This window comes from Paenibacillus polymyxa, assembly GCF_001719045.1.
Classification (GTDB): Bacteria; Bacillota; Bacilli; order Paenibacillales; family Paenibacillaceae; genus Paenibacillus; species Paenibacillus polymyxa_B.
In genome coordinates this window covers 3,523,248-3,538,275 of record NZ_CP015423.1, presented here as the reverse complement: position 1 = coordinate 3,538,275, position 15,028 = coordinate 3,523,248, and the positions used below count along the sequence as shown (strand labels likewise).

The 15,028-nt window shown below is 40.6% G+C and carries 11 protein-coding genes and 1 pseudogene; 3 read left to right on the top strand and 9 right to left on the bottom strand.

The annotated features are described in order from the left end of the window. The first annotated feature begins 5 nt into the window (after window positions 1-5). Both AOU00_RS15805 and AOU00_RS15800 read left to right on the top strand, forming a co-directional pair. Complete coding sequence (locus AOU00_RS15805) at window positions 6-1,109, top strand: GerAB/ArcD/ProY family transporter (RefSeq protein WP_069292060.1); 1,104 nt, start codon at window positions 6-8, stop codon at window positions 1,107-1,109. Then, on the top strand, window positions 1,102-2,298 hold the full coding sequence (locus AOU00_RS15800; RefSeq protein WP_069291034.1) for a Ger(x)C family spore germination protein: 1,197 nt from the start codon (window positions 1,102-1,104) through the stop codon (window positions 2,296-2,298). Before AOU00_RS15805 ends, AOU00_RS15800 begins: the two co-directional genes overlap by 8 nt. Window positions 2,299-2,411: 113 nt before the next feature. Here AOU00_RS15800 and AOU00_RS15795 read toward each other — a convergent pair whose 3' ends face one another. From AOU00_RS15795 to AOU00_RS15765, 7 genes are all read right to left on the bottom strand, one after another. After that, window positions 2,412-4,454, bottom strand: coding sequence for a serine hydrolase domain-containing protein (locus AOU00_RS15795; protein ID WP_069291033.1), 2,043 nt, complete (start codon window positions 4,452-4,454; stop codon window positions 2,412-2,414). Window positions 4,455-4,577: 123 nt separating this feature from the next. Further along, complete coding sequence (locus AOU00_RS15790; RefSeq protein ID WP_069291032.1) at window positions 4,578-5,879, bottom strand: ATP-binding protein; 1,302 nt, start codon at window positions 5,877-5,879, stop codon at window positions 4,578-4,580. A gap of 1 nt (window position 5,880) precedes the next feature. Further along, window positions 5,881-6,621 (bottom strand): LytR/AlgR family response regulator transcription factor, encoded by a 741-nt coding sequence (locus AOU00_RS15785; RefSeq protein ID WP_069291031.1) that lies wholly within the window; start codon window positions 6,619-6,621, stop codon window positions 5,881-5,883. Window positions 6,622-6,831: 210 nt separating this feature from the next. Then, on the bottom strand, window positions 6,832-7,581 hold the full coding sequence (treR, locus tag AOU00_RS15780) for a trehalose operon repressor (RefSeq protein ID WP_069291030.1): 750 nt from the start codon (window positions 7,579-7,581) through the stop codon (window positions 6,832-6,834). 76 nt (window positions 7,582-7,657) lie between these two features. Further along, entirely contained in the window at window positions 7,658-9,616 is a 1,959-nt protein-coding gene (treP, locus tag AOU00_RS15775) for a PTS system trehalose-specific EIIBC component (protein ID WP_069291029.1), read from the bottom strand. A gap of 90 nt (window positions 9,617-9,706) precedes the next feature. After that, window positions 9,707-11,446 carry an alpha,alpha-phosphotrehalase gene (gene treC, locus AOU00_RS15770; RefSeq protein WP_069291028.1) on the bottom strand — a complete coding sequence of 580 codons (1,740 nt, stop codon included), beginning with the start codon at window positions 11,444-11,446 and terminating at the stop codon, window positions 9,707-9,709. A gap of 272 nt (window positions 11,447-11,718) precedes the next feature. Then, a complete protein-coding gene (locus tag AOU00_RS15765) occupies window positions 11,719-12,300 on the bottom strand; it encodes a LysE family transporter (protein WP_069291027.1) in 582 nt (193 codons plus the stop codon). 113 nt (window positions 12,301-12,413) lie between these two features. On the opposite strand from AOU00_RS15765, the gene AOU00_RS15760 reads away from it, so the two are divergent. Next, window positions 12,414-12,965 (top strand): helix-turn-helix domain-containing protein, encoded by a 552-nt coding sequence (locus tag AOU00_RS15760; RefSeq protein ID WP_061831117.1) that lies wholly within the window; start codon window positions 12,414-12,416, stop codon window positions 12,963-12,965. A 116-nt stretch (window positions 12,966-13,081) separates the two neighbouring features. On the opposite strand, the gene AOU00_RS15755 is transcribed toward AOU00_RS15760, so the two are convergent. After that, on the bottom strand, window positions 13,082-13,651 hold the full coding sequence (locus AOU00_RS15755) for a sugar O-acetyltransferase (RefSeq protein WP_069291026.1): 570 nt from the start codon (window positions 13,649-13,651) through the stop codon (window positions 13,082-13,084). Window positions 13,652-13,671: 20 nt separating this feature from the next. After that, a pseudogene (locus AOU00_RS15750) lies at window positions 13,672-14,861 on the bottom strand (MFS transporter). Window positions 14,862-15,028: the final 167 nt, after the last annotated feature.

The window sequence follows — 15,028 nt, the reverse complement described above, 5'->3', positions numbered from 1 at the left end:
CTATGGTGTTTAGACGCTCTGATGATAAGATCACAACCAAGCAGGCGGCTGTGTTCCTGACCAATACCGTATTGGGCGCAGGGATTTTGACACTGCCGAGAGGTGTAACTGAAAAGGTACAGACTCCTGATGCATGGCTTTCTGTCCTTCTCGGTGGATGTATTGTCATATTGGTCGTCTGGCTTATGGTGAAATTAAGTCAACAGTTTCCTGAAAACACCGTGTATCAATATTCCAGAAGAATCGTGGGCACAATTCCGGGTGGATTTTTAAGTGTGTTATTGATTATATATTTTTTAATCATCGCCGGCTTTGAGATTCGGGTTTTAGCTGAAGTGACCATGTTTTTTCTGCTGGAAGGCACTCCGATCTGGGCGATTGTGATTCCATTCATCTGGGTAGGAAGCTATTTGGTTTTTGGCGGCATTAATCCCATCGCTCGGCTATACCAGATTGTACTTCCGATTAGTCTTTTTTTTCTGCTGCTCTGTTTTGTCTTTAGCTTAAGGATTTTTGAGATTGATCATCTTCGTCCTGTACTGAGTGAGGGGATTTTACCTGTCATCAAGGGTCTGAAATCGACTATTCTTGTTTTCTCTGGATGTGAAGTCGTCATGACACTGGTCGCTTTTTTACAATACCCTGAGAAAGCATTAAAGGCCATGGTAGTCGGGATCAGTATCCCCTTAATTTTGTACTTTTTGACCGTAGTTATGGTGATCGGCGGGTTATCGATGGACTCCACTGTGACAAGTACTTGGCCTACCATCAATTTGATGCGCAGTTTTGAAATCCCCGGTTTTCTTTTTGAGCGGCTTGAGTTTCCTCTGCTAGTGATCTGGATGATGCAAATGTTTTGTAATTTCTGCAGTTTCTTCTTCAATGCTTCCCTAGGGGTCTCACAGGTGTTCGGTCTTAAATATCGTTATGCGATTTTTGGCTTAATCCCAATTATTTTTATCTCTACAATGACTCCTGTTCGTATGATGGAAGTGTTTAGTCTAGGCGATGCGATCGGATACATGGGAATCGTTATATTTGTTCTGGTTCCGGTACTTCTCTCCATCGTGTTCATAATCAGGAAGAAGGGAATGAAGCAAAATGTGTAGACGCCCTATGCTATCCTTGCTGCTTGCTTTCATTCTACTTATAACTCAAGTCGGTTGCTGGAGCAGCAAAGAAGTAGAAGAGCTCAGCATATATACAGGACTGGCTCTGGATAAGGGGGAGCTTACTCCATTAGAGCAGAATCTGGAAAAGAAAGGTAGTCGTTACTTCAAGAAAAATAAAATTACCGCCAGCGTACAAATCGTCCCCAAAAAATCATCTGGAAGCACAGAGCAGCAAGGCGGTGGCGGACAAGGACCAAACTATGTCAATATAGCAGCCACCGGGGATTCTTTGCTTGAAATCTTTCGACAACTCTCTCTCCGTTTGGATCGCCCGGTTATTGGTCACCATCTAAAGGTCATGGTGGTTGCCACCGATTTGGCGAAAGAACAGACGATGCAGCAATTAATGGATTTTGTGCTACGTGATAATGATATTCGCCCGAGTTGTTTGGTCTTCTTAAGCAAGGATCGAGCAGCTAGCACTTTAGTTACCAAATATGAAGACGAGGTCCCATCCATTCATATTTTGTATATGCTTCGTAACCATTTCAGAACCAGCAAGGTAATGAGGGGAGTCAATTTGTCTGAATTGGATGGATTAATGCATTCCAAAAAAAGCTATATATTACAGAACATCACTGAATCAGATGGAGAATTAGAATTTTCAGGTGCCGGGATTATTAAAGGAGATACCGGTCACTGGATAGGTACTTTGGGACAACAAGACGTGGAGAGTATTGGATGGATTACCGGTGATGTTAAAGGTGGGGCTGTCAAAACGTATGACAAGCGGAATGAAGCCATCACTTACGAAATCAAATCGGTAAAAAGCAAAATAACAACCAAGGTGACCGAGGGCAATGATATCTCGTTCCATGTAAAAATTGAATCTAAAGGACGTCTAATCGAAAACTGGGATGATAAAGCGGACCCGACTGAGACACGAAACATGAAAGAGGCTGAGAAAGAGTTTGAAGAACAAGTGACTCGCAGGGTTAAGTCTGTTATGCACAAATTACAGTCAGAATATAAAGTCGATGTTGCCGGTTTTGGTGATCATTTGCATATCGAGAAACCTCAGGTGTGGAAAAAAGTAAAGGATGATTGGGATTACAAATTCAGCAAAATCCCCGTAACCTTCGATATAAAATTATCTATTACGGATTTAGGCTCATCTGCTGAATGAAAAAGTCGAATTGGCCTTATATAAAGGCCAATTCGACTTAAGATTCGCGGTTATCTACTTAACCTTCCAACGCTGCAACGGTCGTTCCTGAATTTCCAGAAGCGGCTACACGCTTAATTCAAATTGATTTTAAATACATCCCCTGCATTGCCACCCAAAACAATCAAGCCACCTTTGGGCAGTACAACCGAATTGTTATTGCTAGCAGTTGAAAATTGTACAACCGCTCCGTTTTCATCATAGACAGCGAACCCTCCGCTTGTTGGAAAATCAACGGTCATCGTTTTATTGGCTGAGTTTTTATCTATTTTATACCATGTGGCTTGGCCATTAGATGGTATGGTGTACACTGACTTTCCTCCCAAGATAGGTTTAACAGCATCTTCACTGATATAGGATTGTCCATCTATGGTTAAATACTCCGAACCATCCTTGGTATAAAAATTCAGATCAAATGCATCTCTTCCACTCATAACAGGAATCTCAACGGCATTTACTGCTTTATTCTCATCCACAATTTTAGTACCACTTGCGTATCCATCATGATCAAAGGATATTTTTTTCGTTATAAATGAGGGGGCCAGATAAAATATGGAGGATATCTTTTCATCCAAAGCATAATAATTTTTCCCGTTTCTGTTTTCCCATGCCTTTTTAACTGTGGGATTTACAGGATTGGCATCTAGCTTTTGATATTCATAAGTCACCATAACCATTTGACCTAATCCCGAAAAGTTTAAATATAGGTTAGCCTTAATATACGTTTTCCCGTTTTTTTGTTTGTCAAAGCTTATGGCTACACTGCCATCACTGCTTTTGAATTGTCCATTGCCTGTATACACATATTTTTGCGCCGGGACGAATCCATCCAAGAAAGCAGGTAAATCAAACTCACCGTTTTTAATCTCTACATTGATGGTTGTACCCACAGAACCGTATAATCCCGAATAAGAAAGTAAATCAGATGGCATTTCCACTTTTACAGGAGGCTCAAATGTTTTCTCCGGTATGATGTCTTTAATGATGCCCTTATCTTTTAAAACTTCCAATAAAATGTTAGAAGCAAAAATACTATCTAAGATGGAAGACCCTCCAGATGAAAGCACAGCCATAGAAATATGATGCTCTGGTATGGTGATCAAAGTAGAGTGATACAAAACAGTATCCCCACCCTTGGATAACGCAGTTATTCCGTAATCACTAAACGGTGCCAACTGAACCGCATCCCAACCAAGTCCATAATTAAAGCTGTTTGTCTCTTCAGGTACCCATATTCCATTTCGATATTCATGACTTTTCATGGACTTCGCCGATTGTGCAGACAGAATATCGGGTCTGTTCCCCGTTAATACTTCTGAAAACATAGCCACCTCTTCTGCGGTGGAGTATAAGCCCCCTGTCCCGATGACATTGGCATTTTCAACCGGTAAAGCTCCCTCAATCGCAGGAAAATAAGTTTTGGACAGCTTTTGTCTATCAAATTGATCAAGAGGTGTTTTGGTAGATTTCAAACCTAAAGGTGTACTAATATGCTTTGCCAGGAAATCGGTGTAACTTAGACCGCTCACCCGCTCAACCAATATTTCAAGCAATTGAAATCCATCATTGGTATATACGGAATATTCGCCAGGGTTTGATTTTAAAGTTTCTGATTGCAACCTTAGCAAGAGCTCATCATGATTTTCTGTATCATTGTCATTAAATAACATACTATTTTTATAGTGAGCACCGTAAAGACCTGACGAATGATTTAACAGCATACGGGGTGTAATTTGTTTGTATCTTTCATCAGACATTTTAAAGTCCTTAATGTATGTTGTTAGCGGCTGATCAATATCTACCTTATGGGCATCGACCAGCATCATCGTTGCAGCAGATACATACATTTTGCTTGTAGAGCCTATACCGAACATCGTATCTTTGGTGATCGGCTCGTTGGTTGCTTTATTCTTTACACCCACGCTATCCGATAATACAATGTTTCCTTGGTCCATAATGGCATACTGTACACCGCTAGCACCGTATTTGGATACCAGCTCCGAGGCTAGACTGCGAGCCTTTTCCTTGATGGGTTCAGCAGTGCCTTGAGCAAAAGTATTCGTCATCGGCAGTACAAAAAGCATAGCAGAAACGAACACAGCTATTATTTTCTTCATTCCATATTTCCTCCTCTTATAGCTTCACCAGGCTTTATTACTGACCTGATCATACAATGAACGAGGATTCTATATAAAAAAACACCCTTAAATGTAAAAAACAATCCCTAAACAACATGATGTCTAAGGAATGTCCTTATAAAATGGCAATAAAACCATATTATTGAATACTTTATTTTTCGTTTCAATGGTCATATTCCCACCATATTTGTCACATATTCTAGATATATTGGTTAAGCCAATACCATGAAAATCCGGATTTGATTTTTGACTATGCAAATGAGCCACTTCATTCTCCACATGATTAAGGATGTGAATGAAAAGCGCAGACTCATTGGAATGTATTTTAATAAGAATGTACCTGTCATCGGCAATCTTGACCTTTTTAGATGCTTCTATGGCATTATCCAGCAAATTCCCTAGAACTACACATAAATCATAACGCTCAATATTTACTTTCTGTGAATATAAGTGAAGTTGGGTATCTATCTTTATGCCATTGGCTTGCCCAATATTAAGACTATTCGTGACAAGGGCATCTATAACCAGATTACCGGTATTAACCCTTTGATATGCTCCTTCGATTTTATTTAAGGTAACCTTAATATGTTCACTTGCCTCTGCCAATTCATTTCTCTTGATACATTCTTCAATATACAAAAACTGTTGGTGTGTATCATGAATGATTCTTTTTATATTTTTGAAGCTGTGAACCGTTTTTTCGTAGTTAGCATCTTGGTAGTCCATCTGATGTTGTAATTGAGCATTTTCATGCATTAATTGAAATTTTTCAATGACATTATCAAAAATATATATGATAAAAACATTTAAGGAAATAAAGCCAATAATAGAACCAAAATAATACATATTCTTTTCACTATAAACAGATAAAACATTGACCTGGTATAAACTTATGATGGGAACGATTAGAAATAAAATATAGTAACGATGCTGCAAAGGGAAGGTTCTGCGTTTGGCAAATAGCCGTATAATCTGAATGACAGCAAACATGATAATGCAGCTGAGTAACATAACCTTAGAGAATATCAAGTGATCTTGTCCACTCAAATGGCTAAAGTTGCTAATTTTAACGGAGCCTACAGCATATAAAATATAAAGAGATATAAAATTAACGATGGTTATCAATACAGCATAAAGAATAGAAAAAATGATCTTTGTCTTTATTTCCACTGTATACGATTGCGCTAAACTAAATATGACAAGTAATGCTAAAATCGAAGATACCGCAGGAGTCAAATAAACACTTAAATATAAGGAATTCAGCAACCCAAAAATAATGAAGTACACGAATCTGTTCGGCTTTCGATTGGACTTATCAAAAACCGAGTTAAAGTAAAAATTCACTTGGAAGCACATAACAAGGACAACGCAAAGATTAAGAAGCAGGGAGTTATATTCCATCATATTAATGCATCTTCATGATCATAAATTTGGTATATAAATCTTTAACTTCTTTTATTTTAGAACGCCCAATAGGTAACTTCACATCATTTGACATCAAAACATCACCGCCAGCAAATTTTTTCACATGAATTAAGTTTATAATAATCGAACGATGAATTTGTAGAAAATTATGTTCTTTTAATGCTGAAGCATAGTCCGAAAGAATCCCTTTGCTATCATAGGTTTGAGTAGAGGTTACAAAATGCAGTTTGTTTTTTATGGTTAAGCTTTTGACCACTTCAATACTAATGATATCATCATATTTTAAAAGCACTTCCTCATAAGCTGACTTGATGATAACGAATTTTTTATCGAGAGATTGAAAATATTGACACAGCTTTATCATTTTTTCCTCAAAGATATGGGGAGCAATCGGTTTTATTAAATACTGAAATGTGACTACGTCAAAACTTTCCACCATATATTCAGGGTAGCTCGTTAAAAAAACAATCTGTTCATCCAGGTGATTTAAACTCCTTATTTTTTGGGCGGTTTGAATTCCGTTCATGCCATTCATTTCAACATCCAATATTAAGATATGGAATGGAGACTCATGGTTTTGATAATGAGATACCAGCTGTTCTCCGGAGTCGAATAATTCAACTTTAAATTCTATACTGGTCTTTATCGACAAAGTAATCAGCATATTTTTAACAAGTTCTCTCTGCTTGTGCTCATCATCGCAGATAGCCACTCTATACATAAATAACATACACCTCGTTCCCATTGCATTGATCATGGAATTGTATTCTAAACAGTATATAACCTTTTAATATTCAATAAACAGCTTTTGGATAAAACGCAAATTCAAATCCCTCAAATGCCAGTATACAAGCTGCTCAGCAGTTGCATCCAAGGTAAAAAAGAAACCCTCGTCTTAAAAGACGGGGTTTCTTAACTATTTTATTGATCGTTATTTTAAAAAATCTGCTCTCTTGTCTTCACCGTGGGAACGTCTGGCAAAGTCAATAAATTGGAATTTGTCTAGCCGATGCCTTGACTCGGTATACTGGAACAACGTGGTGTCTTCCAGATAAACATAGTTACGTACTACGACCACATGAGTGTAGTTCTGAAGGTCCATCAGCCTATGATCTTCTTCGTCTGCATTTTCTACAGAAACCACTTTTTTGGCATAACTAATTTGAAGATGGAGCTCTCCCTCCAAATATTCGTAGATGGACCCACGACTAATTTCCTCGGTAAGCACAGGTACAATGTCTGATCGAAAGTAATCTTTATCCAGTATGACGCATTCACCTTCAATCTCACGCGCACGAATAACTTTCCAGACCAAATACTTGTCTTTGTCAATCTCAAGATGATTGGCTATGTCATCTGGAACTGGAATTAGCTGATTTTCATGTACAATGGTTCGTGATGTACGCCCAATTCGTTCAGACATTTCCTTGAAACTGACCAGTCCTCCTATAGGAAAATCCATCCGTCCAATATCCAGAACAAAAGATCCTTTAGCTTTTATTTTATGGATATACCCATTTTGTGCAAGCAAGTGAAGTGCTTTACGTACGGTTTCACGAGAAGTGTTATACTCTCGGGCCAGTTCATTTTCAGATGGCATTTTCGTGCCTGGAGCCAATTCGCCTGTCTGGATTCGTCCCGAATAATCCTGATAAATTTGCAAAAATATATTCTTTGTCAATTTTCATCACCACGTTCATTGTAGCATTCTTTCACTTCCCTGTTCACTATAATAGACTGTGCGAATTGAATCTGAATTAATTCCTATGACCTGATGAAGAATTCAAATGAATTCTCATTAAGGTATACTGCAAATCGTCTGCCTCACCTGGCAGTTCCTCAACCGATTCAATCATACTCTGACCATCCGGGACAATGACTGGTGTAATGACGGGATATCCGGATTTCTGAATCAGATCACGGTCAAATTCCATCAATAGTTGTCCTTGCTCCACGGTTTGATTGGTCTCCACATGCATAGTGAATCCCTCACCCTTCAGTGACACCGTATTGATCCCCACATGTACCAGAATCTGTACACCTGTCGAATGCTCCAAAATCAAGGCATGCTTGCTTTTCATCATGATATGAATAACTTTTCCCCTGAATGGGGCAAGAATCTTGCCATCCTTCGGTTCCACTGCAATACCTTGCCCCATCTGCCGTTCGGCAAAAGCCGGGTCAGGGACCTGTTCCAACGGTACAACACGTCCTCGTACGGGAGTCCTCACTTCAAGCACATCTATTGCGGTATTTTGCGGAAGCGAGTCTTTTTGTACGGAATCATTGGCTGGTGCAGCCTGACGGCGCTTAGTTAACAACTTGCCATACATTAAAGTTAAAGCAAATGGCACAATTAACACGATCGCCATCCCGATGAAGAATACACCCCAGTTGTTTGGGAAAATAGACAAGAAGCCTGGAATCCCGCCCACACCAATGGAAGAAGCCATCACATGATTTACGGTGAGCAGTATACCTGCAATACCGGAACCGATCATTGCGAATACAAACGGATATTTATATCGGATATTCACCCCGAATATGGCAGGCTCGGTTACACCCAGAAATGCAGACACTGAAGAGGTAAGAGCCAATCCTTTTCCCTTTTGCTCCTTCAATACCAGCATCATTGCCAGTGCTCCGGCACCCTGAGCGATATTGGACAGCGCCAGCATCGGCCAAAGGAATGTTCCACCCTGCGTACCAATTAATTGCACGTCCACCGCCAGGAAAGTATGGTGCATTCCCGTAATCACGAGCAAGGAGTACAAGCCTCCATAAATCAGGCCTCCCAACGCAGGAGCCAAATCGAAAACGTATACAAGACCAGACGTAATAGCATTACCAATCATAAAAGTAACCGGACCGATCACTGTAAAAGCCAGAAATCCCGTTATTAATAATGTAATCGGTGCTACAAGTAACAGTTTAAATGAATCCGCTATCTTCTTATTTAGGAATTTCTCAATGTGCGCGAGCACGTAAGCGGATACTAAAACGGGTAAAACCTGTCCTTGATAACCAATCTTGTTCACTTCCCACCCAAACAAATTCCAAACTGGGACGGTTCCTTTGGTAACAGCATCTGCATAACCGTATGCACTTAGCAGATCCGGATGAACCAGAATCAAACCCAGTACGATCCCGAGTAAAGGACTGCCGCCAAACCGGACAACAGCCGACCATCCAATTAAGGCAGGTAGAAATGTAAATGCGGTGCTGGCAATGGTGTTAATGATAGCAGCAAAGTCGGTCCATTGAGGATAGACCTGAACCAGAGCCATACCTTCGAAGAAGATTCCCTTGCCAGTCAAAATATTATTTATTCCAAGCAATAAGCCTGCAGTCACGATTGCGGGCAAGATGGGGATAAAAATATCTGCCAGCGTCTTGATGGCACGCTGAATTGGATTTTGTTTTTTGCTTGCCGCATTTTTGACATCGTCTTTAGAAGCCCGACTACCTCCTGTAATGGAGATCATTTCGTCATATACTTTATCCACCAGACCTGGGCCAATCACGACCTGATATTGTCCTTGTGAAGAAAATTGGCCTTTGACCAGATCATTTTGTTCAAGTGCATCTTTATCAACCAGCTTATCATCATAAAGGGCAAATCGCAGACGAGTTACGCAATGCGTAGAGGCCTCTATGTTGTCTTTGCCACCAACGGCTTTTATAATGTCTTCTACCTGTGATCTTTCAATCGCCATTTAGCCCACTCCCTTAACGTTTGCTCATTTTAAAGTAGCAACCCCGGTTATCAAAATAACGTGCCCGGGGTGCTACCAGATGTCTCCATACTATTCACTAAGTCTACGAACAATCCACATATATGAAGCATATGGGGTTAAAGAGATCACTTGTTTTAGCTCTGGGGCGTGCTGGGTATTACCAATTAAGAGCTCAGCCGCATCCAACGCTTGATTTATTAATCGTGAATAAAATGAATCCGGTATACGGAATTGCGCATCCTGTCCGCTAAAATTAGAGATGACGATCAAAGTCTCCTCTTCATTGCTGCGTTGATAGGCGTAGACCTGAGGATGAGCTTCGTCCAAGCGTTGATAATTCCCATCGGTAATGACTTGCACCGTCTTACGCAGATGAATTAGCTTACGATAATGGTGATAGATAGAGTTCGGGTCCTCTAACTGAGCCTGAACATTAATCTGTGGATATCGTTCATCTACTTTAATCCAAGGAGTGCCTGTAGTGAAGCCCGCATTGCGAGTGCCATCCCACTGCATCGGTGTTCTCGAATTATCACGAGACCGCTCTCGAATGATATTCAATGCTTCTTCTGCACTTTTGCCTTGCTCCTGTAAAATACGATACATATTCAGAGATTCAACATCCCGAAACTCTTCAATGTCTGCCCACTGCGGGTTGGCCATCCCAATTTCTTCACCTTGAAATATATAAGGTGTACCTTGAAGACCATGTAGCGTGGTTGCCAGCAGCTTGGCGCTTTCCGCATGGTATTGGCCATCATCCAAAAAGCGAGAGATTGCCCTTGGCTGATCATGATTATTAAAAAACAATGCACTCCAGCCGCCACCCTGTTGCATGCCCGTTTGCCAATCCGAGAATAGCTTTTTCAGCATTTCAAAATCATATGGCATGAGTTCCCACTTCTGTCCATTTGGGTAATCCACCTTTAAATGATGAAAATTAAAGGTCATGGACAATTCTTTTCTCTCTGGATTGGAATAACGGATGCAGTGCTCTAGGGAGGTAGAGGACATCTCACCCACAGTGACGCTGTTTTGTTTGGCAAATACTTTCTCATGTAACTCATGAATGTATTCATGCACATGTGGACCGTCCGTATAATATTTACGTCCGTCGCCAGGAACCGTGCTCCCATCATCATTCGAGAATTGTTGATCTTTGGAGATCAAGTTAATGACATCGAGCCGGAAACCACTGACTCCCTTCTCAGCCCAAAATTCCAGCAGATTGACAACTTCCTGACGGACTTTGGGATTTTCCCAGTTTAGATCCGCCTGAGTCTTATCAAATAGTGTCAGGAAATATTGGCCTGTTGCCTCGTCATATTGCCAAGCAGGTCCACCAAATTTGGAAACCCAATTGTTTGGTGGTCCACCATCGGGTGCTGGATCACGCCAGATATAGTAGTCCCTATACTCACTATCCTTAGAAAGCCGTGCCTCCTGAAACCAGGCATGTTCTGTGGAAGAATGGTTAACCACGATGTCGATCATTAAGTACATCCCACGTGCCCGGATTCCCTCGCTCAATTCTTCAAAATCCTGCATGGTTCCATAATCCGGATTAATCTGGCAATAATCGGCTACATCATACCCGTTATCACGTTGTGGTGAGACATATACAGGCTGCAACCAGACAATATCAACACCCAGTTTTTTTAAATAATCCAGCTTTTGCGTCAGTCCTCTTATATCACCGGTTCCTTTGCCCGTTGTATCGTTAAAACTTTTGGGATAAACCTGATAGACTACTGATTTACGCCACCAGTCTTTATCTTGAGGAATTAAAGTCTTGTTCATTGCTTCCATTCATGCTCATTCCTTTCTTGCGAAATGAAGTAGCGTAAAAATAATATAACGCTTTCAACATCTTGTATATACAAGATTAAGTCATGTATATACAAGTTGTCAACAGCTTTATCTATTAAGGTAATACCCGTTTTGCAGCTAAATGATCAGGAGACTCATCCATTCTGTTCGATTGTATGTTATGACTCGTAGAATAAGCTCAATTCACACGAAAAAAAGGCTCCTGCCTATAGCCAGGAACCCTTCTTTTCTATGATGAATAAGGTGCTCATTTACATCCATATCGATAGTGCACTATAAAGGAGCAATAAGGACATTATGATATTGAAGGAACGCTCATGCTTATTCAAGAAACGTTGAAACACGGCGCCAAAAATCGCCCAGCATACTACAGCTACAAAACCAATACAGGTCAGGAGTAATGAAATCGTAATAAGCTCTATATACGATACATCATAAGGCATTACAAACGTTGAAATGACCGTAATACCATACAAAATGATTTTTAAATTGATAAATTGCAGCAGCAGTCCTGATTTGAAGGAATATCCCTCATTGTGATCATTACCCTCCGTAGAGGATTTGCTCTTTGCAATTTTCACCGCCAGATAGAGCATGTACAGACTGCCGAGGACATTCATCCAGATCTTAACCCGTGGCAAAAAATGATACAAAGCAAGATTAAAATAGCAGGCTAACAGCATAATAGCGAAACAGCCTGCTGTTACTCCCAGCAAGAATGGGAATGCTTTTTTCAAACCCAACCGTCTGGCACTGTCTAAAGACATAATATTGTTGGGACCTGGCGTAAAGCTGGTAACAAGTACATAAGAAAGGAACGGAATAAACGGCATGCAACAATCAACTCCCGTATGTTATAATTGAATAAAATGTACGTTTAAGCGCACATTTGTACTTTATGATTGTACAATATGTTCTTTATAAAGCACAATAGGAGCGAAGAATTATGGAGAATATTAATCTGATTTTAAGTAAAAATTTGAAGTATCTAAGAAATGAAAGAAAATTAAGTCTAGATAAATTAGCTGATCTGACGGGGATCAGTAAAACGATGCTCGGTCAGATTGAGCGGGGAGAATCTAATCCCTCGATTACAACCGTATGGAAAATTGCCAACGGCTTAAAAATCTCTTTCACTGCTCTGATTAATGAACCACCTGCAGATGCAGTAGTCGTTCCTAAAAGCAAAGTACAAGTGCTTGAAGAAAATAATCACTATCGGTTGTATCCGTTTTTCCCCTATGAAGGAAGTAGAAATTTTGAGGTTTACACCGTAGAGATTGAAGCAGGCGGGGAACTGAGTTCAGCGCCGCACCGTGAAGGTACAGAAGAATTTATTACGGTATTTGAGGGTGAGATGGTGGTAAAAATCAGCGAAGAAATGTACACGGTTAAAGCTGGAGATTCGATCCGCTTTAAAGCAGACCGCCCACACATTTACTATAATCTAGGAGAAACACTGGTTCGGATGAATATGATTATTTATTACTCTGTATAATTCAATATTGAAGACCATAAGTGTACAAGTCTTTAAATTAAATGATCCTATTAAAATTAGGAGCTCTTTTAATAGGATCATCGGTACAAATATTAAATGATTAGCCTGTATGCTGTTTAGGAGATTTCAATGGATTTAATCACTCGTGCTGGATTTCCAGCTACAACCGTATTGTCTGGAACATCCTTGGTTACTACTGCTCCTGATGCCACGACGACATTATTACCTATCGTAACACCGGGATTAATAACTGCTCTACCGCCAATCCATACATTGTTGCCAATCGTTACAGGTTTCCCATACTCAGGGCCAGCGATTCGTTCAAACGGATCTATGGGATGAGTCGCTGTGTAAATATGAACTCCTGGAGCCAGGAAACAATTATCTCCAATGCGCACTTCGCAAACATCCAAAATGGTACAGTCAAAGTTGGCGTAGAAATTTTCCCCAACATGGATATTGTATCCGTAGTCACAGCGTATGTTGGGTTCCATACCTATATTTTCACCAGTTGATCCGAAAAGCTCCTTAAGTAACTTTTCACGGTACTCACGATCCGTCTCTGCCGTCTGATTAAAGAGACGTACACATCTTCTCGCATACTCTCTTTCCTGCGTTAATTGAGGATCAGCAGCTACATACAGTTCCCCATCCATCATCTTTTGTTTTTCCGTTTTCATAGTCATGCGACAATCCCCTTTATATTTTAATCTGATTTCTTTTCTTTCACCCCAATAGGTTGGGCTGCACCGGATATCCAACCAGCAACAATAACGCCAATGAGCACTACGATCAAGGCATGCAGAAGTCCAACATGTTCACCTAAAAACCCTAATCCTGGGGGACCTACTAAAAAGGCAATGTAACCGATCGTGGCTACGGCTCCAACCCGGATAGCTGCACCACGAGGGTCATCTCCGGCAGCAGATAAGCCCACAGGAAAACCAAGTGAGGCTCCAAGCCCCCATAATACGACGCCCACTCCGGCTATGAGGTAATGCTGTCCCCAGATCACTAGAATGATACCGATAGCAGCCAGGACAGCACTTCCTTTCAATACAGGGACACGGCCGTATTTATCCAGTATGAATCCTCCGGTAAAACGTCCAATGGTCATCGCTGCCACAAATAGTCCATACATATAGGAACCTGTTAAAGAATCCACGCCATAACCATCTACCATCGTTAGCGGTAGCCAGTCATTCGCAGACCCTTCTGCAAACGCCATACCTAACACGATGATACCGATCAATAAAATTCGTCTTTCTTTCCATACAGCAAGCTGCGCCTTGAGATTATATCCAACCTTTTGAGTAGGAACTTCTTTCTCTATACCTGTATCGTGAGGCAGAAAACGATAAAAATAGAAAGTTACCACTGCAATCATGGCAGCCATCGCTCCAAAATGGACCACAACAGGTATGTGTAGTGCCGCTGCTCCAGAACCGATGACTGCACCTACAAGTGTCCCCATACTAAATGAACCGTGAAAAGCCGGCAAAAGCGTTTTTTGCAATTGATTTTCTACCGCAGAACCTTCGACATTCAGAGCTACTTCTGCTGTCCCATAACCACCCCAAAGATGACTAAACCAGCAAACACGATGCTCGTGAGCGAAAATGCAGTTCCCAACCCTACAATGACAAAACCGCTTACAATCAAAATCGCACTTCCCAGAATGACCACCCGTCCACCTACACGAGAAATCATATTGCCTGCACTGAGTAGTCCCACTAAAGAACCTGCAGCTAATCCAAAAATAATGATTCCCATTTCGGCAGTCGAGACATGCAAAATATCCCGTATAATGGGCGTTCGAGACACCCAGGAAGCAAAAGCTACACCTGGTAAAGCGAATAATAAAAACAAAATATTACGAATTACCCGAGGATTCATGGATGGTTCTACTGGCATTTACTTATCTCCTTATCACCACTTTTTATTAATCTTTTAATAAGTTATATTATAATTAGTCATTTTATTCGTATCCAAACTATTTGTCAAAAGAGAATTATAGTCATAGATCGTTATTGACCGTCAGTTGTAAACATATAAAAAAGGCC